Annotated in this window: 19 protein-coding genes and 1 pseudogene; 11 read left to right on the top strand and 9 right to left on the bottom strand. The window is 59.1% G+C overall.

Annotated elements, in window-relative coordinates; genetic code table 11:
- Nucleotides 1–89 precede the first annotated feature (89 nt).
- Genes H0241_RS22770 through H0241_RS22780 form a run of 3 tightly spaced genes read right to left on the bottom strand, consistent with a single transcriptional unit; the run spans nucleotide 90 to nucleotide 3,257 of the window.
- Entirely contained in the window at nucleotides 90–1,094 is a 1,005-nt protein-coding gene (locus H0241_RS22770) for a hypothetical protein (RefSeq protein ID WP_181060087.1), read from the bottom strand.
- Between the two features lie 8 nt (nucleotides 1,095–1,102).
- Nucleotides 1,103–1,936 (bottom strand): hypothetical protein, encoded by an 834-nt coding sequence (locus H0241_RS22775; RefSeq protein ID WP_181060088.1) that lies wholly within the window; start codon nucleotides 1,934–1,936, stop codon nucleotides 1,103–1,105.
- Between the two features lie 43 nt (nucleotides 1,937–1,979).
- Nucleotides 1,980–3,257, bottom strand: coding sequence for an O-antigen ligase family protein (locus tag H0241_RS22780; protein ID WP_181060089.1), 1,278 nt, complete (start codon nucleotides 3,255–3,257; stop codon nucleotides 1,980–1,982).
- Between the two features lie 411 nt (nucleotides 3,258–3,668).
- Here H0241_RS22780 and H0241_RS22785 point away from each other — a divergent pair, with 411 nt between their 5' ends.
- Nucleotides 3,669–3,917, top strand: coding sequence for a hypothetical protein (locus H0241_RS22785; protein WP_181060090.1), 249 nt, complete (start codon nucleotides 3,669–3,671; stop codon nucleotides 3,915–3,917).
- A 93-nt stretch (nucleotides 3,918–4,010) separates the two neighbouring features.
- On the opposite strand, the gene H0241_RS22790 is transcribed toward H0241_RS22785, so the two are convergent.
- Nucleotides 4,011–4,598 (bottom strand): sugar transferase, encoded by a 588-nt coding sequence (locus tag H0241_RS22790; protein WP_268926429.1) that lies wholly within the window; start codon nucleotides 4,596–4,598, stop codon nucleotides 4,011–4,013.
- A 535-nt stretch (nucleotides 4,599–5,133) separates the two neighbouring features.
- Between H0241_RS22790 and H0241_RS22795 the strand changes: the two genes are divergently transcribed.
- On the top strand, nucleotides 5,134–6,231 hold the full coding sequence (locus H0241_RS22795) for a hypothetical protein (protein WP_181060091.1): 1,098 nt from the start codon (nucleotides 5,134–5,136) through the stop codon (nucleotides 6,229–6,231).
- 152 nt (nucleotides 6,232–6,383) lie between these two features.
- Here H0241_RS22795 and H0241_RS22800 read toward each other — a convergent pair whose 3' ends face one another.
- Nucleotides 6,384–7,013, bottom strand: a complete 630-nt coding sequence (locus H0241_RS22800; RefSeq protein WP_235984418.1) for a LuxR C-terminal-related transcriptional regulator — start codon at nucleotides 7,011–7,013, stop codon at nucleotides 6,384–6,386.
- Between the two features lie 589 nt (nucleotides 7,014–7,602).
- On the opposite strand from H0241_RS22800, the pseudogene H0241_RS22805 reads away from it, so the two are divergent.
- The 3 genes and pseudogenes from H0241_RS22805 to cysN all read left to right on the top strand — a co-directional run.
- Nucleotides 7,603–7,719, top strand: a pseudogene (locus H0241_RS22805) (IS1 family transposase); the annotation flags it as partial.
- Between the two features lie 136 nt (nucleotides 7,720–7,855).
- On the top strand, nucleotides 7,856–8,098 hold the full coding sequence (locus H0241_RS22810) for a hypothetical protein (RefSeq protein ID WP_181060093.1): 243 nt from the start codon (nucleotides 7,856–7,858) through the stop codon (nucleotides 8,096–8,098).
- Between the two features lie 1,094 nt (nucleotides 8,099–9,192).
- The gene (gene cysN / locus H0241_RS22815; protein ID WP_181060153.1) at nucleotides 9,193–11,115 is read left to right on the top strand and encodes a sulfate adenylyltransferase subunit CysN; all 1,923 of its coding nucleotides are present in this window, start codon (nucleotides 9,193–9,195) and stop codon (nucleotides 11,113–11,115) included.
- A gap of 75 nt (nucleotides 11,116–11,190) precedes the next feature.
- On the opposite strand, the gene H0241_RS22820 is transcribed toward cysN, so the two are convergent.
- A complete protein-coding gene (locus tag H0241_RS22820) occupies nucleotides 11,191–11,616 on the bottom strand; it encodes a hypothetical protein (RefSeq protein ID WP_181060094.1) in 426 nt (141 codons plus the stop codon).
- A 418-nt stretch (nucleotides 11,617–12,034) separates the two neighbouring features.
- Nucleotides 12,035–13,384, bottom strand: a complete 1,350-nt coding sequence (locus tag H0241_RS22825) for a calcium-binding protein (protein ID WP_181060095.1) — start codon at nucleotides 13,382–13,384, stop codon at nucleotides 12,035–12,037.
- 446 nt (nucleotides 13,385–13,830) lie between these two features.
- On the opposite strand from H0241_RS22825, the gene H0241_RS22830 reads away from it, so the two are divergent.
- Nucleotides 13,831–14,802, top strand: coding sequence for an SDR family oxidoreductase (locus tag H0241_RS22830; RefSeq protein ID WP_181060096.1), 972 nt, complete (start codon nucleotides 13,831–13,833; stop codon nucleotides 14,800–14,802).
- Nucleotides 14,803–14,829: 27 nt separating this feature from the next.
- Entirely contained in the window at nucleotides 14,830–14,976 is a 147-nt protein-coding gene (locus H0241_RS22835) for a hypothetical protein (protein WP_181060097.1), read from the top strand.
- Nucleotides 14,977–15,045: 69 nt separating this feature from the next.
- On the opposite strand, the gene H0241_RS22840 is transcribed toward H0241_RS22835, so the two are convergent.
- A complete protein-coding gene (locus H0241_RS22840; protein WP_235984420.1) occupies nucleotides 15,046–15,579 on the bottom strand; it encodes a YciE/YciF ferroxidase family protein in 534 nt (177 codons plus the stop codon).
- A 42-nt stretch (nucleotides 15,580–15,621) separates the two neighbouring features.
- Between H0241_RS22840 and H0241_RS22845 the strand changes: the two genes are divergently transcribed.
- From H0241_RS22845 to H0241_RS22855, 3 genes are all read left to right on the top strand, one after another.
- Nucleotides 15,622–15,837, top strand: coding sequence for a hypothetical protein (locus tag H0241_RS22845; RefSeq protein WP_181060098.1), 216 nt, complete (start codon nucleotides 15,622–15,624; stop codon nucleotides 15,835–15,837).
- A gap of 92 nt (nucleotides 15,838–15,929) precedes the next feature.
- Nucleotides 15,930–16,247: a plasmid stabilization protein gene (locus H0241_RS22850; RefSeq protein WP_181060099.1), complete on the top strand. Its 318-nt coding sequence runs from the start codon at nucleotides 15,930–15,932 to the stop codon at nucleotides 16,245–16,247.
- A gap of 18 nt (nucleotides 16,248–16,265) precedes the next feature.
- The gene (locus H0241_RS22855) at nucleotides 16,266–16,709 is read left to right on the top strand and encodes a PPC domain-containing DNA-binding protein (protein ID WP_181060100.1); all 444 of its coding nucleotides are present in this window, start codon (nucleotides 16,266–16,268) and stop codon (nucleotides 16,707–16,709) included.
- Nucleotides 16,710–16,748: 39 nt separating this feature from the next.
- On the opposite strand, the gene H0241_RS22860 is transcribed toward H0241_RS22855, so the two are convergent.
- A complete protein-coding gene (locus tag H0241_RS22860) occupies nucleotides 16,749–17,357 on the bottom strand; it encodes a cysteine hydrolase family protein (protein ID WP_181060101.1) in 609 nt (202 codons plus the stop codon).
- 188 nt (nucleotides 17,358–17,545) lie between these two features.
- Between H0241_RS22860 and H0241_RS22865 the strand changes: the two genes are divergently transcribed.
- Nucleotides 17,546–17,941: a GFA family protein gene (locus H0241_RS22865; protein ID WP_181060102.1), complete on the top strand. Its 396-nt coding sequence runs from the start codon at nucleotides 17,546–17,548 to the stop codon at nucleotides 17,939–17,941.
- Nucleotides 17,942–17,953 lie beyond the last annotated feature (12 nt).

The raw sequence follows: 17,953 nt of genomic DNA on the forward strand, positions 1-17,953 counted from the left end.
ATGGTCCAAGCTGTTGTTGCAAAGCAGGTAGCATGCGAGCGCCACAAGACTTCGCAGTTCGGATGATCATTGCCGACGGCTGCGACTTCTCACAGCATTTCGTCGGAGAACCGAACCACGTCCTGGTGCGCCACGATCCACTGTAAATGCGCCTTGTTCCAATGTTTGCGGGCGTCGGCGCCCGTCAGCAATTTGAAACCAGACGGCGGCAGCGGCAATGCGGAGGGGATTGGCTCGTCGGGCAGCCACAGCAACACGTTGTCCCGGCTTTCAATCGTCAGCCGCCATGTTCTTTCCAGGCGCCGGAACCCACGCATGTTGGCCGCAGCCAATGCAAAAACCGATTCGGTGATCCTCAACCTGGGTGACTGATCGACAGCCTTGATCGGCGCCTGATGTGTGATTTCGCCCTTGGAGAGAAAGGCGTGCATACGGATTAAGGATCCCTCGATCCGCACGGTTTCCTCTGTTCCGTCTCGTTCGTTTGACGCAGGATCCAGGCTGATCCCGGAGAAACATCCGTCGAACAGGCAGTCTTCAATGATGCCGCTGAGGAGATAGTCGTTCTCCACCGCGTCATCCCTGATTTCGCTGAGCCAGCACCCCTTTAGGCGAAAGCCGTCAGCGTGCTCGGCAAAACGAATGCCATCCCAGCAGCGGCGCGCACGGACACCCTCTATTGTCGCGTCGGTGGTTCCGTCCCTGACAAGCAGAGCCGCGCTGTTGCAGTAGGTGTCCCGCCAATCAGACGTTAGCGGCACCTGGCCGTCGAAGCGGCCGCCGACAAAGTGAACGCCGGGACAGTTGCGGATGACGACGGGATAGCGATTGACCGGCAACGGCCCCTCGTCGCAGCCCATCATCGCGCTGGGATCGTTGTTTCTGCTGTTGGCAAGTGTGAAAGCAGCATTGCGAGCGTCGATAGTTGCTCCCGGCTGGAGATTCCGTATCGATTGCTGTTCGAAGCCATACTCACCTGCCAGAACGATCTCGTTGCCTTGCGGCGTCTGTCCGCCTTGCGCTTGGAACGAGCTCGGCAACAGGGCGATCACAGGATATAAGCCGGCGACGCCCATGAATAAACGGCGATCCATGCTCCTGCTCATTGACCTACCGAATCGCACAGCCGATGCCTTTCGAGGCAGGCCAGAAGCACAGCATCGAGAACCCTTTCGGCGACGTCTTCGGGTGATGCAAACCTTTCCACGACGACCGCCGCCAGTACGCCGGCGTGATCTTCCGTTCCCATCCCCCCCTCAAGATCGGCCGCAATCTCGCGGCAAGCACGGTCCGCTGTCGACCAGAGATCAAAGTCGCGGTCAGGAGATGCCCTTTGCATCCGCGAGGACCGATCGCCCCTTTTCTGAAGTCGATCTCGTGCCACGCCGACCTCGCCGCGCAGATGGACAAAAGCTATGTCGTGCACGCCAATGGCGAACAGAATATCAAGCCACTTCTCCGATGTTGCCCGATGCCCGCTCTTGAGCAAAATGGACAAGAACCCCTGCAACAGACCCTGATCCATAATAGTAATGGTATTCTTTTCTGCTCTCTCGCTTTGCACATAGGCAACCAGAAACGAAAGATTCCAGATGACTCTGGCTGCATCGACAATTGATGATTGCCCGCTTTCGATGACAAAGCGTGCAATGCGCGCGAACAGGGAGCGAAACTCACGATCCTTAAATCTTGGTGCAACAATACCGATCCTATAAATCTGGCGGCCGATGAAATTTCTTGTCTGCCACGCTATTCGCGCATCACCCACCAACGGACCGCACCGACGCAAGCCGTTCGCCAACAGGGTGGATGCGGTTGTCTTTCCAATTCCGGGGAGACCAAAGAACTCCACAAATCGAATGTCTGTTTGAAGCGCGCATGGTTCGACGCTTGGCGGCAAGCCTGCCGCCAGATCACCAACTGTGTGCGTAGTCATTGGATTCAGGTGGTAAAGTTGATTTTTCGGGAGATTGAAAAGCTCAATGTTGAAACAGCTGGGACCCGGTCACCGGGTACAACTGTGGACGCTCAAGACCGGTCTGCAGTGATCGTTGCATGCCGCGGTAGAAGATGAGCAAAGCCAACGGCAGCCAGAAGAAAGCCGCCGTTGACGGACCGAAGGAATCGCTCATCTGGTTTGCGACGATGTAGTTCCACAGGGAAACCGACGCTCCGAGCACCATCACATTCACTTCCGTCGCCTGGTCGCCCCTGTCATTGCCGAACAATGTGCAGAGGACGGCGCTGACCAGATATGCCAAGACAACGAGAACCATGATCGACACCAACGCGAGTCCAGGCATTCCCAGTGTTCTGAAGAAGTCGATGAACAAATTGTGGCTATGGGGAGCGATATCGCCCACCGGCTGCCCTGCCCCCACTCCCATGAACGGATGCGACAGGCCGAGATCTATCGATATCGACCACAGGCGCTGCCGCGATACCACCGAATGCGCCTCGCCTCCGGAAAGTTGAAGGGCCAGCAGGTTGTAAGCCCGTGGGTTCAGGGACTGCAATGCCATCAGGCTCACTTGGAGCAATATCGGAGCGGCAACGGTTCCGACGATTATTTTTATCGGACTCTTCTTTCTTCTGATCAGATATATACTGTATAATCCGAAGAATGCACCGAGTCCCGCCACACCGAGAACGAAGTTTGTCTTTGAACCCGATTTCACCAAACCCAAGAGCACCGCAACTAGGCAGCCCAAGAGAAGAACTCGATGCTTGCGAGATGAGACCATCTTTGCGGCGATAAGCGGCAGACCGGCCGACAAGGCGATCCCGAGCTGGTTCGAATGCTTGAAATAGCCTTCGGCCCGATCGGCGAATCTGGCATCGCCCAGTCCGATTGCGACAAGGCAGGATGTTACAACGCTCATGATGACTATCGTCATCACAACCCTGTCGACTGCCACGAGACCCTTTGGTCTCGTGGAGATCGCTGCGACTGCTGGAATAATAGCGAAACCAAACACTTGTGCGAAAACCGCACGCATCGTCCTGAGCGGATTGTCTGCGTAGAGCATCGACAGCAGGGACAGAATGATGATGAAAGCAGATATCGTCAGCACCGCAGTCGCCAAGGCCGCTTCGGTCCGGTGGAGCCGTCGCGCCGTTTCGGCATAGGCAACAATGCTTGCGATGGCGCAGAACAGAGCCAGCAGGAAGGAAAGCGAGCCATCCGTTCCGGCAATCCGCGTTGCGCCAGGGAACCAGATGGACACGATCAGCAAAAGAACAGAAGCCTGCAGCATAGATGAGATGTCACACTGAAAGCATTGTGCGGGAACTTCGCGCCGACACAGCGCTGCCCCGACGCGCAACGTCCAGCGCCTTGTTGTCCTGAGTAGCAACACCGATAAACACAGGCTCAGCGTTTCCTGCGCGGATTATATTTGATTGCATGCTGCCGCATGGCGGGTGAATCTCCGCATACCTATTTACAAGCAGCGTAGGCTCGGCGGGTGGACAAGGAAATGAGCGAAATGGGGGCATTTGGACAGGGTGCTCTACGCCTTTTGTGCAAAGCGGCGGAGTTGCAGCGATTTCCGCCACTTGATTGAGCTTCGGCGAGACTGTGCAGCCGGATTGAGTGTTGGTGCCGATTCGCAGATGTGGGAGACTTGGACATGGCACACTGAGTCTTCCACCCATAGGAGATCGCCGTGCTTTGGGGCCTTGTCGCCGTCGGTGTGATCGGCATTTTGCTGGGATTTCGTTTTCGAGCAGCTGCGCTCATTATCATGACCGCGGTGACTGTCGTGGGCGGTGCCGTTGCAGGTGGCATCGGCAGTGTATTTGATTGGCACCGCCTGGTTTCAATCCTACTTCTCGTTGTGGTTCTGCAGTGCGCCTATTTGCTCGGCCTCTTCCTTGCGGCCATGTGGCGCCGTGACATGTCACGTAAGCAGTGACGGTCAGCAGCTGCGATTTCTTCGCGCCCGGCGCCGCATCTGTTCGCGATGGCAACGACATGCATCAGGGCAAGAATTCGCCATGCACTTTAATCAAGACGCACGGTCGAATTTCATCACGGCGAAGACAGTCCGGAGGAGAATGACGACGTCGGCCCAAAGGGACCATTCCCGCACATAGCGGCTGTCGATAGAGACACGACTGGGATAATCCATTGCGTCTCTGCCCGTCACCTGCCACAGGCCGGTTAGCCCGGGCCGGGTTTTTAGATAATCGATCGCACAGGAGCCGTAGCGTTGTAGTTCGTCGGGAACGACCGGACGAGGGCCGACGCAACTCATCTCGCCGCGCAGCACGTTGATGAGTTGAGGCAGCTCATCCAGGCTCGACTTCCTGAGAATGTGCCCCAGGAATGTGATGCGCGGATCGTTCTTGAATTTCCAATTCTGCTCCCACTCCTTGGCGGCTTCGGGATTGCTCGCGAGATAGTCGGCCAGAACGCGCTCCGAGTTGGCCACCATGGTCCTGAACTTGTAGCAGGCGAAACGCTTGCCGTTGAACCCGACTCGAGTGTGTGAGAACACCGCCGGCCCCCCGTCGGTCACCAATATCAAAAGGGCAACCGTCAGCATCACCGGAGCAGCGAGAACAAGCGCAATCAATGCGACAGTCATGTCCATCATCCTCTTGCGCCGGCCTCCAAGTGGACGGAGGGTTTGTCCGATGCGGATGCCGGGCCTGCGGCGCTTTATGTCGAATGCGCTGATTGTCACGGGTTTTTACCAAGAAATGCTGCTGATGTTGGCCCACTTCACTGCGGCTTGTCATTGTCGGCAAGAGAAGCAAAGGAGGTAGCGTCATACCCTGCGCTCGTTACCCCTTTGCCTGATAGGCGCGTCGGCGGCGTACGTCGGTAAGCCTTCTGATCAAACGGCGTATCACCTGCATCCATTTGCTGCAGTAGCAGATCGGCAGGTTCGGCAGTATTGCAGGAGCCTGCATTCTAATTCGTTCGGCGACCATAAGGTCAAAGCGCCAACCAAGTTCAGGCCGCCACGCTCTGGCAAGGATAGGATATAAGGGACCACGTTTGCCAAATGCGCAGGGCCGCTCAGGCGTCCCTCAATGCAATGCAGGAAGTGCACATGCATCGCACTTGAGGCGAGACCCGGCAGGCAGTTGGTCGCTCAAAGGATATCGCCGGCCTATCTGATATTGGAAGCGCGCAAAGTGGTGCCCAGCTTGATGCCTTCATCACGTGATTTTCCCGCAAAGTCGTTTGCTGGTGATGTTGCGGAAATCGACATTGCCGGAGTACTTGCTATCGTGCGCAAGCAAATAGCCTCGCTTGATCTCGATCTTTCTGGCCTCACCGTGGTCGTTGGCGCTACGACAGGACACCAAGCGGTGACCGCCACAGTGGCGGCGCTCGCCAATGCCAGCCGTGTCGTTGCGCTCACCCGCATCTCCTCCAGACATCCGAGCTTCGCGGCAACTGCACACGCGACGTTGGCATTTGCCAAACACGCCAAGGTCGCCGAACGCGTTGAAGTGACGAATCGCATCGACAGCCGCAAATGGCAGGACGTCGACATCGTTACCTACAGTCTCCAGGTCGGGCCGATTTCGAGATCGCTCATCGAACTCTTGCCCTCGCATGCGGTTGTTTCGCTGATGGCTGAACCATGGGAGCTTCGGCCGGGCGTTGTGGACTTCGACGCCTGTGACGAGGCCGGCATCAAGGTTGCGGCTCCCAATCTCAGCCACCCAGCTATAGACTTGCTGCCGGAATTTGCACGGTTGTGCTGCATCTTGCTCGGCGATGCCGGTGTCGATCAACGTGCCGCGAGGATCGCCATCGTCAGCGACACGCCCTGTGCACCATCCCTTGAGCATACGTTACGCGAGGGTGGGGCGAGAGTAAGTGTTTTTTCCCATCCCGTGCTCCTGACCGACGATGCATGGGATGTGATCGTGGTCGCGATGAGGCCGTCCGACAAACCACCAATGGACATCAACAGCCTCGGCCGTATTGCCCAGAACTCGCGCCAAGCGCTGCTGGTGCAGTTCAGTGGCGGCATCGATCGTTCGGCCGCCAGCTATTTCGGCCTCAGGATCTGGCCACCGAAGCGGCCCACCAGTGGTCAGCTAGGCCTTCCACTTGACGTACTCGGACCGGCTCCAATGGTCCGCAGACTGACGGGTGGGCTGAAGGCCGCCGAAGCCGCATATCGGGGCGCGGAGCTCGGAGGGGACAGCGTTGGATTCCTGGTGAAGGCAGAGTCCGCGACGGTTGGCCGGGAACGTGCCTAAACACCCGCCGAGAGTGCCTGTCTCGCGAAAAGGCTCGGACGAGACGATCGACCTTCGGTTAGATCAGAACGGCGAACCGCTAGTCCCGCCGTTTACGCATCCAGCAGTTGTATTGCTAGAGCCGTCCAGGCATGGACCGATCGAGGCAGCCTTCAAAGCAACATCTGTCTAAGTTTGTACGCTACCTCCGTGCGGTTCGTAGCCTTCAGTTTTTTCATGATATTACGGATGTGGACCTTGACGGTGCTCTCACAGAGGTTGAGTTCGTAGGCAATTATCTTGTTCGCTTTGCCTTTCTTGAGCGCCTCTACGACCGCCGCCTCGCGTATGGTGAACATACCGGCGAGCGGACGGGCACCGTTTGCGGACGAGTGGATGATCTCTCGGAGCGCCAGCACGCAGCTGGCGGGTACAAAGATTCCTCCGGCGCGAGCGAGACCAATGGCCTCGGCAGCGACCTTCACCGTCACGCTTGTGGGAATGTAGCCACGGGCGCCGCATTCGAGTGCGGCGAGAACCTCCGCGGGCTCGTCGGAATCCACCACGACGATTACAGGTACGGCGCCAATCTCGGCAATGAAGTGCGCAAGTTCCGCCCGACCACTCTGGTCGGAGACCTTTCTGGAACCAAGGATGACGAGGATCGCAGACGGCTCCGCTTCCCCGGCAATGTGCTGGATTTCGTCGAGCGAACCTACCGCGCTAACGCGCAAAGTGGGATTGTGTTCGACAAGGCCACGGGCAAGGCATTCACGCTCAAGTGCTCGCTTGTCGACAATCATGACAAGACCTTCGCCTCGATGTCCGTCTTCGAGATCGGACTTGCGAAGGCCATTTGCGCCCGGCATTTGCCCGTTGTGTAACGGTCTTGTCGCGTCATTCGAAAAATCGGAAGTTTGGGGGTGTGCCATCGACTTACCTGCTCCTCTCCGCCGCTGACTTTGCCTTTCTCCTTTTGGTTTAGCCCTCGCAAAAGCTTGTCAGCGTGAACTGATACGCTCGTTTATCGTGTGTCAGGCTGCTTAGGTCTTAGGAATGGATTTAAGGAGTAGGACATACGCCGCCCAACGCACGGACGTATGGCTTCCCTGCCCTTTAGAGGTAACCCAACCTGGAAGGCATACTACGATGCTGTGGAAAAGACGCATTAATCCTGGTTAACAATTTGTAATTATATCTTAGCTAGCTAATATATTTACCCTCCCACAGCCTGGAATTGTACAGGCCTGGCGCCACACCAAAAAGTGCATGCGGAATTGTCTCGACCTGAGAGGTGCAAACTTGCGATTCGGAGGAAGCGGGCCGCAATTTAGAAAACCGCACTGACCGCTGCCGGTCCACACACTCCATTAGGCGGTAGTGTCTCACTGGCTCGTCGGCGGTCGCGATGGCGAGTATGCGCTGGCCTTCATGGAAGACGTGAAGGACCGTCTTGCCAACCGCGTCCAGCTTACGACGGACGGCCACCGCGCCTATCTCAATGGCCTTACAAGGCGCGAGGCTAACCAGCTTCCCTGTAGTTTGGTAAAAATCGTACACTGCAATCCCTTGAAAAGGCCAAGGGAGAGATTATGAATCCGCCAGTCACCATTTTGTTTCCAGCCCTTGGATGGGAGGTTGCACCATGGATAAGCTGGCTGTTTCGGTATCGGCTTTCGACTGCGACGTGCTGCGCAGTGCCTTCAAAAATTCCGTCTTTGAAGATAATATTCCCGAGGATGAGTGGCGCGAATACGCGGCGCAGATGATCCGTGATCTCACCGGGATTGAGACGGTCGATCCTGACTTGGTGGAATGGATCGTGCGACGTAGCCAGGATGCTAGATTTGGCTCATACTCGCCCCATGAAGCCGCCAGTTCCCGCTGATCTCGCCAACGACAACGGCAAGCCAGAAGATCACCTAGCAGCCGCCACAGTGGCCTTGCATATGGCTGTGAAAGGGTTGGGTGCACCGGCAGCGTTGCTTGACGTCGCGCTCTCGCCGGGCAAGCCAGCCAAGCCTCAAATTTCAAACTGAGACACTACCCCTTAGGCGTATCCCTTGCTGCTCGAACCTTATTCGTCGTAGGTCAAAAGGAGATATGCGCCGAGCACCGGAAAAGCTCCTAGTCTAAGCTGGCCGGGAGACCGCCACTAGTGCGGCTTCTCGAATAACGACGTCGTCGCCACCGGTGTATCGGTCTCCGGTTGACCCCCGAAATGTTGCTCTCGTACCTCGTTCGTATGCTTTGCACATATCTAGCATGATCGCATATAATCCCCCAGCCCCCGGCGCCGTTTCTCACAAACTGCCCGTCGGTTAGGCCCGGTGTCCTCGCCCCATCCCAACAATGGGGGCCGGGCCGCTCCATCGAAGTCCTCGTTGACTAAAGGCCCGCCGCCCCATTTGCGAAACGACGGGCCTCGCCCAGCCCACACAACCTATCAATGCAATTGCGGTGCCAGGCGTACTGACCCATAACGGGTCGCATTTGGCCCCACGGCGGACGGGCTTCACATCAGAGCTGGCAGCAACGATAGTCTCAGCGTCATTGGCTCGGGATGGCGCCCCACCAGGGCCTTCGTGAACAGAAGCCTTGCGGACCTGACCCATTGCATGGACCATTTCACGGACGCGCTCTTGCCTGATCTCCCGGAAGCGCGGATCGTGAGAAGACAGCGGCGAGCAGGAGGGTTATGAAGAGCCAGTGATAGGCTTGGAGATGACCATGTCCATCAGGGACCAAAGCGGATCGCTTGGTATATTGCAGGGCCGCCTTTCGGATTGCATCGCGCGCCGGCTTGCCGTGGATGAGAGCCGCCAGACGTCGATCCTTAACCTGTCCTTGTTCCACCGCAGCAAGCGCTATTCACCGAGGTACTGCTGGTGGTGGAACGCGATGGCTAATCCCCAGAGATGACGAGCGCATGAAATTGCGCCTCGACGAGAAGCGAGAGGGATATTTTTAGCCGTGCGCCAGATGGCAAAGAGCCTCGCCCCCACCGATGGCGTCCGCGACTATCTGGCGGCGCAAGAGAAGAAGTCGCTGCTGCGCTTCCTGACCTGCGGTGCGGTCGATGACGGCAAATCGACGCTGATCGGCCGCCTTCTGTCCGACACCAGGCAGATCTTCGAAGATCAGCTCGCCGCGCTCGAGCGCGATTCCCGCAAGCACGGCACCACCGGCGACGACATCGACTTCGCGCTTTTGGTCGACGGTCTCGAGGCCGAGCGCGAGCAGGGCATCACCATCGACGTCGCCTACCGCTTCTTCGCCACGCCCAAGCGCAAATTCATCGTCGCCGACACACCTGGCCACGAACAATACACCCGCAACATGGCGACCGGCGCTTCGACCGCCGATCTCGCCATCGTGCTGATCGATGCGCGCCAGGGCGTGCTGCGCCAGACCAGGCGCCATTCGATCATCGCCTCGCTGCTCGGCATTCGCCACATCGTGCTTGCCGTCAACAAGATCGACCTCGTCGGGTTCGATCAGGCGGTGTTCGACCGCATCGTCGAGGATTACCGCCAGTTCTCGCAAGAACTCGGCTTCCAGACGATCGTGCCGATCCCGATGTCGGCCCGTTATGGCGACAATGTCAGTCGCCCATCGGAAAGCATGGAATGGTATCCTGGCCCGACGCTGATCGAGCATCTCGAAACCGTGTCGGTCGACGAAGCGATGGTCGAGCTGCCGTTCCGTTTCCCGGTCCAGTACGTCAATCGACCCAATCTCGATTTCCGCGGCTTTGCCGGCACGATCGCCTCCGGCTCGGTTGCGCCCGGCGACGAGGTTGTTGTCGCCAAGTCCGGCAAATCCTCGCGCGTCAAGCGGATCATCTCGTATAGCGGCGATCTCATCCAGGCGGCTGCCGGCCAGGCTATCACACTCGTCCTTGACGACGAGGTCGAGATATCACGCGGCAACATGCTGGTTCCGCCGGCCGCACGGCCGCAGGTCGCCGACCAGTTCGCCGCCAACATCGTCTGGTTCGACGAACATGCGCTGCTGCCCGGCAGGTCCTACATCTTGCGCACCGAGACCGACCAGACCAGCGCCACCGTCACCGACCTGAAATACCGCATCAACGTCAACAACTTTGCCCATGAAGCGGCCAAGTCGCTCGACATGAATGAAGTCGGCATCTGCAACATCTCGACGCGGACGCCGATCGCCTTCGACACTTTCGCCGACAACCGTACCACCGGCGCCTTCATCCTCATCGACCGCATCACCAACGCCACCGTCGGCGCCGGCATGATCCTGCATACGTTGCGCCGCGCCGAAAACATCCACTGGCAGTCGCTCGATGTCGGCAAGCGCGGCCGCTCCGACCTGAAAAGCCAGCGCCCGGCCGTGTTCTGGTTCACCGGGCTTTCCGGTTCGGGCAAGTCGACCATCGCCAACCTGCTCGAGAAGAAGCTGTTCGCCTCGGGGCGCCACACCTACATTCTTGACGGCGACAATGTCCGCCACGGCCTCAACCGCGATCTCGGCTTCACCGATGCTGACCGCGTCGAAAACATCCGCCGCGTCGCCGAAGTGGCGGGTTTGATGGCCGATGCCGGGCTGATCGTCATCGTCTCCTTCATCTCGCCCTTCAGCGCCGAGCGGCGCATGGCGCGCGAGCTGATGGCCGACGGAGAATTCATCGAGGTGTTCGTCGATACGCCCTTCGAGGAATGCGCCCGGCGCGACCCCAAGGGCCTTTACGCTCGGGCGCTGAATGGCGAGATCAAGAATTTCACCGGCATCGATTCACCGTATGAAGCCCCGGAAAAACCGGAGATCCATCTCAAGACACTCGGCAAATCGGCCGAAGAGATGGTAGACGCCCTAGAGCACTGGCTGAACGAGCGCGACATTGCCGAAGATCAACATGACAGTGGCGGCATCTGACGACAGGCGGCAGAAGCCGGGTGTCATGGGCTCTTACCGATGCAATCGTTGTCGCCGCTCTAGGCGACCTCAGTGTCACAGTCTCTCCCTGAGCCATTTGAGAAACCTGTTCCCAGCGATTGTCCGGCGGACTCTAGCGGCAGCCCATTGCCCTTTTATCGTGGTCCCGACATGGCAACTGCAGACGATGTCGTGCAATTCCCAGTCAGACAGTTCGAAGAAGCGCTTTGCTTCCCCATAGGTGTCATCCTTCAGGCCGACCGCACGCAGTACCGGATCCTCGAAGGCCACTGTGATTGGCGAGCCCTCACTGCGTGCTGCGTCGCGGGCTTGCCACTTCAGATGCTCGGTGCCAGTCAGCGCTCCCAAGCATCGCCCGGGATGTTCTTCCAGCAACTTCGCCCAGCGCTCGATGCGCTGTTGCCGGGTCATGATCGGGTATGTCGACAAGGGTTCCACTTCTGCGATTGTCTGCAGTTGGCTTATGGTTTGGTGTTTCATGGTCGGCTCCTTTTGATCGAAGTCCCCTTCTCAACAAAAATTATCGCGCCACGACGCGCTGACAAGGCCGGGTAGGCGGTTTCTCGACAGACAATCGCGATTGCCAAATTTTGACTAATACTGGGCATTGCTCCGCCGCTGCCGACGCTCGAACAGACCCACGTCCCACCGCAAAAAGGGCGAGTTCTTTTCACCGCTGGCGTCATCATCGGCGCCTGCCTCGATACTCACGGTCCGAACTACTTATGCACCGTTGCGACCTGGGAACCGTTTGAGCGCAGGCAAGCCCACATCGCGAAACCCGCCACCGGCAACTAGATGCGCGCTATCCGCCGCCATTTCTGATCGCTGTCAGTCGCAGCAGGAACACCGGTGACGCGCTCGCGCTTCATTGTGCCATGTGCGATCGCATGAGCGATCAAACGACGAACACGTCGTGATAGGTCAGCGCCGCCCCGGGCTCTAGGTGGGCGATTTCCACTTGCGGGGTCGATTTCGAGCCGTCGGGATCATAGGACAGAACGCCCGTGGCCCGGTTATAGAGCAGGTAATCGTTGTGGCTGGTGGCGTGTTCGCGCAACTCGAAATACGACGAGTTCACCTGCGTCGGGCTGGACAAGGAACCGGCGCCGAGCCTGGTGAAGACGGCGTTGTCGAGATAAAGCGAGTCATCGGCCGCATGGAAGTCGGTGAGTGTATCGACATTGCCAGGCCCATAGGCCGTATCAAACACGAAGGTGTCCTTGCCGGCGCCACCGGTCAGCATGTCGTTGCCACCCAGGCCCCGCAGTGTATCGTTGCCAGCCAGGGCATCAAAGGTATCGGCCGCGCCAGTGCCGACAAAAGTATCGTTCCCGCTCGTACCGTGGGTCGGTTCGGTCGGCGGGATCGGAGGTGACGGTATCGGGTCGGTCCCGTCATGGGCTGCATGCCAGGCCGCCTTGGCGTTGGCCCAGTAATCGCGGGCCGCCTGACCTTGAAGGACCGTCCAGCCGGCGGGCGGCATTGGATAATCCGCCGGCAGCGGCGTGTCAGAGAGGTTGAGATAGTAATTGTCGTGCGACTCGACCGTCTTGTCCCAGGCATGCTGCAGCCGCGCCTGGCCGTTGTGGTGAACGTCGGTGATCGCCACCACACAGTCGATAAAGTGCAGGCTGGGCGTGATATCGTTAGCGCCTGTGCCATTGTCGAGTTTGAATGGCGAACCGTGGGTAATCACGCCTTTGCGAAGGTACTCTCCCATGCCCAGAAGCATGCCATCCATGGTGACCGTGTTGTCAGACCCATCAAATTCACCGTCGCCAAGGCTCACTCCGGAAAACACGTGATCGAACAGGGAATCCCGGATGGTGCCGCCGATCACGTCGTCGTCCTCGACCGCGTCGTCTCGTGAGTTGCCGACATAGGAGTCTTCGATGAGGAAGGTGCCGGTGCCGCCGACACGGATGCCATCCCAAGGCTGGGTGATTGTCCAGTCGTCGATCGTAAAGCTGTGGGCTGAATTTATACGGACTGCGGCGGAGTTGACGTAGATGTTCTCCCAGTCGCCGGTTTGGGAGACCGTGCCGTTGATCGTGCCGCCGAAAGCCAGGAGGTTGTCGCCGGGGTTGACGACCGCGAAGGGATAGAGGTTGGTGGGGCTTCCCTGATTGGCGACGATCCACGAGGCGCTGGTGGCATCGATTATGGTGTCGGCGGGCAGACCGGATACTTTATATTGGTGGTAGCCATAGTCACCGTTCAAGACAATAGTGTTCGTATCGGCCATGCTTGGCCACCTTTCACACCCCTCGCCCTTTTCGCCACGTGCCTGAAGCCAGAAAGGCCTGCACACATCAGAGCCCCGTCGGCGATATCGCGCAAATCACGAAATATGACAAAATACCGGACACCGGCGTCCGCTTATTGCGCCCCACAGGATAAGTACGTTGATCCCGCGATAGGCTTTGCTGGTGCTGGCATCCTTGGCAGACACAGCGGGGTGGCGTGGGCCAGACTGCTGGCACCGGCAACAACGGGATCGGGTAGGCGCTGGCCGCCGCGGACCTGCCCAAGCACGTCCACCGCAAGCGGCCAACCGGGACGCTCCGCGATGGGTGACTTCGGAGTCCATATCGACCATGGCGGTCGCACTGCATAATCGCGTCTTTCAAAGAGCTTGCGCCACCTTTTTGTTCGCCATGCGTTGTTCGTTCTCCAACCGAGGAGACGATGATGTCGATGAAATCTGAAACCACGGGCGAAGCCGCCAAGCAGCGCCATATCCAGCGCGGAATTGACGCCAAGGACAAATCGAAAGGCAATGGCAAGCAGCAGGGAGCGATGCAGGCCGGCGCGCGCGACTATCCGGAGCCGCCCTTCCCCGAACAGCATCAGCCGAAACCTGGGCATGAATGGGCAATCGAGCCGGCGCCGCTCTACGATGCGCCATTCTACATCGGCTCCAAAAAACTGGACGGCAAGACAGCGCTGATCACTGGCGGCGATTCAGGCATCGGCCGTTCCGTCGCGCTATTTTTCGCGCGGGAAGGCGCCGACATCGCGATCGTCTATCTCTCCGAAGATAAGGATGCCGAAGCCACGAAGGCTGCCGTGGAGATGGAAGGCAGGCGCTGCATCCTGATAAAGGCCGATGTCAGTGAACGCGAGCATTGCCGCAATGCCGTGGCGGTCGCGGTTGAGAAATTCGGCCGCATCGACGTGCTGGTCAACAACGCCGCGTTCCAGATCCACTCCACCGATTTCGCTGAGCTGACCGAGGAGCATTTCGACACGACACTGAAGACAAATCTCTACGGCTATTTTCACATGGCGCAGGAAGCGGTGCCGCATATGCGACCGGGTTCGGCGATCATCAACACCGGCTCGGTGACGGGCATCGATGGCTCGAAGGCGTTGGTCGATTATTCGATGACCAAAGGCGGCATTCATGCCTTCACACGAGCCCTCTCGGGCAATCTTATCGAGAAGGGCATAAGGGTCAATGCGGTGGCGCCGGGCCCTGTGTGGACGCCGCTCAACCCGTCGGACAAGGAAGCCGGCGAAGTCTCGAAATTCGGCGCGGACACGCCGATGAAGCGTCCGGCGCAACCGGAAGAACTTGCGCCGGCCTACGTATTCCTCGCCTCGCCCCAGTGCTCCAGCTACATCACCGGCGAAATCCTGCCGGTGGTCGGCGGCTACTGAGACTGAAAAGACCTAGGAGTAGGATGGATGGGCCGTCTGATTTTCACCCTGGCGCTCGCTTATGTCGGATACCGCATCTGGATCGAAGCCGCGGACCCCGCCAAGCCTGTGCAGGATTACCGTGCGGCGCTGCGAAAACAGTCGGCGGCTTTGGGCGTCGACCCGTCTCGCTGACAACTGTGCGATGGCTGCTTGACGGCATCTGGCCGACGGCCCTTCCCGCCGGCCAGCCCGGTCTTAGCCCTATTCGGCTGCTTGCAGGTTGATCTTGCGGTCGGCCATTTCGGTAAGCTTGCGGTCGGCCGCCTGTTCCTCCTTCAGGTTCTTGGCCAAGACGTTGGCGCAGTCTGAGCGATCGAGCTGCTTGGCCCACGCGATGAGCGTGCCATAGCGTGTCATCTCGTAGTGCTCGACTGCCTGTGCCGACGCAATCAGCGCCGCATCGAGAACCCCTTTGTCGTCAACGTCACCGCTGACATCATTGGCTTCCTCAAGGATGCCGTCGATCGCCGGGCAGTTGATCTGCTTGGCTATGACGTCACTTACACCCGACGCCAGCTTCAGCTTCTTTGCGTTGCCCGCATCTACCTGATGATCGGACTCCTGTTCATACCCATTTCCACCGCCGCCTATGTCGGGCTGGCGCCGCAGCAGACCAATCAGGCGTCTGCTCTGATCAACGTCGCCCGCAACATCGGCGGCAGCATAGGCGTGTCGCTGCCCAACACCGTGATCGCCCAGAACACCCAGCTGCATCAGCCACACCTTGTCGGTCATACCGCGCAATCTTCGCCGGCTTACCAGCAGACGCTGCAACAGGTGACTGAGTATTTTGTCGCGCAGGGCTCGACCATGCTCCAGGCCAAGCAGCAGGCCATCGGCTGGGTCGGCCGGTTGATCGCACGCCAGGCGTCGCTGCTCGCCTATGTCGACGTGTTCCGCTATTGCGCCGTCATCACGGCATTGATCGTTCCCCTTGCCTTGCTGCTGCGCTCTCCAAGCCCTGAAAAGCCTCGCCCCCATCTTGAAGCGTAGCCCGGACATAGCTTGCGATGCGGTTATGAATTTCCGTTGGAACCCTGCGCACTATTCGACGTTCAAACTCTGTCGAAGAGGAGAAAGCAGGGATGCCACGTGGCGACAAATCGAAATACACCGACAAGCAGGAACGCAAGGCCGATCATATTGCCGAAGGCTACGAGAAGCGCGGCGTCTCCGAGAAGGAGGCCGAGCGCCGTGCATGGGCGACCGTCAACAAGGACGATGGCGGCGGCAAGAAGGAAGGCGGCTCCGGCCGCGGCGAGCACACCGGCAATCCGGCAGCGCACAAGGGCGGCAGGATTGGCGGCAAGGCATCGGCGTCGCGATCAGCCGCAAGCCGGTCGGAGTCGGCCAGGAAGGCTGCGGCAACGCGCAAGCGCAACGCCGGACACCACGCACATTGAAGCGACGGAACGTCACTGATGAAATCCCGGCTCGTCAACGAGAGCGCCGGCCAACGGACGTTTGTCATCGTGCTTGACCCAGGCGAGGAAGCGTTTGAAACGCTGACGGCTTTTGCGAGAGAGCATGGCGTCGACGGCGCTTCCTTGACCGCTATCGGAGCTTTCGAAGGAGCTGTCGTCGGCTGGTTCGATTTTGACGCGAAGACCTACCGCAAGATCCCCCTGAACGAGCAATGCGAGGTGCTGAGCGCGATCGGCGATGTCGCACTCGGCGATGACGGCAAGCCCAGCCTGCACATCCACGCCGTGCTGGGATTGAGCGACGGCTCCACGAAAGGCGGGCATTTTCTCGAAGGCATCGTTCGCCCGACGCTGGAAATCACTCTGGTCGAAGCGCCCGGCCATCTGCGCCGCCGCAAGCGTCCTGAAATCGGCGCGGCTTTGATTGATCTAGACGCCTGAAGACGCCTGACCCCGGTGCCTGGCAATCAGCGGCTGACTTCAACCCCAGCTTGAGAGAACCGTCTCCATCTCGACCGTCTCGACCTGTTGCGCGAAGCGCTGGTGATAGACGGTCAGCAGCGCGTCATGCGTCGCGTCGGAAGAACTGCATAGCGCGTCGGTGACAAGAACCACGCGATAGCCGAAATCGATGGCGCCGAGCACGGTGGCCAGAACGCACACATCGGTTTCGCCACCGGTGATGACAAGCGTGTCGGCCCCACGCTCGACCAGAGCGGCTCTGAGATGGCCTTCGAACCAGGGTGAATAGATGTGCTTGTCGATGATCTGCGCCGGCGGACAATAGATGGCCAACGCCGGGAGAAGTTCTACCATTTCGGAGCCGACATTTTCGACGGTCATCGAGGCCCAGCGCTCATAGTAGCGCTTCCATGTTCCAACTCCCTGCCCCGGCTCTTTAGCTGGCAGAAAGCGTGTAAACAGCGTCTGCGCCGCGCGCCGTTGGACCAGCCTTTCGATTTGCGGAAGGACGCGCGTAATCCAGGGCGTCGCCCATTGCGAAGGTTCGGCAAACAGACGCTGCATGTCGACACAGATATGCGCGCACCGATCGCCCAACGGCCCATATGCCAAACCCGGCATCGACATCGTAACTCTCCTCAGGCGGCAGTGCCGGCCATAACCCGCAGTCGTCTCAGGAACGCTGCCTGCGGGAACTCGTTCCTGATGGCAGGAACCGACCTCGCAAGGCGACGTTTCCTGAAGATCAGACTGGAGGTTCGCGTGCACATCTTGAATCGTTTGCCAGACTAAGGGCTGGCGGAATTGGTGCGAGGATGGAACTGAGTGGCGGCTGTCTCTGCGGCAAGGTTCGCTTCAGCGTCGGGAGCGAACCGAGAGTTCACTACTGCCATTGCGACATGTGCCGGCGGGCGACAGGCAGCGCATTCGCGGTGCTGGCGTGGGTGCCAACTGAAAGCCTGAACTGGACTGCCGCAATGCCGACATTTCGCCGATCGTCGCCGATTGCTGAGCGAGGGTTCTGCTCCGACTGCGGGACGCCGCTCAGCCTTGGCTATGACGCTTCACCCGGCGAAACCGCGCGGCATGTCGGCACGTTCGACGAGCCGGAGCATCTGGAGCCACGCTACAATTACGGCTCAAGGCAACGGCTTGGCTGGGTCTGCTGCGGCATGGATCTGCCGCATCGCGATACCGAAGAGCGCCGGTGAGGCCACGTCGCA

The sequence above is a fragment of the Mesorhizobium neociceri genome (assembly GCF_013520985.1).
Lineage (GTDB): Bacteria > Pseudomonadota > Alphaproteobacteria > Rhizobiales > Rhizobiaceae > Mesorhizobium > Mesorhizobium neociceri.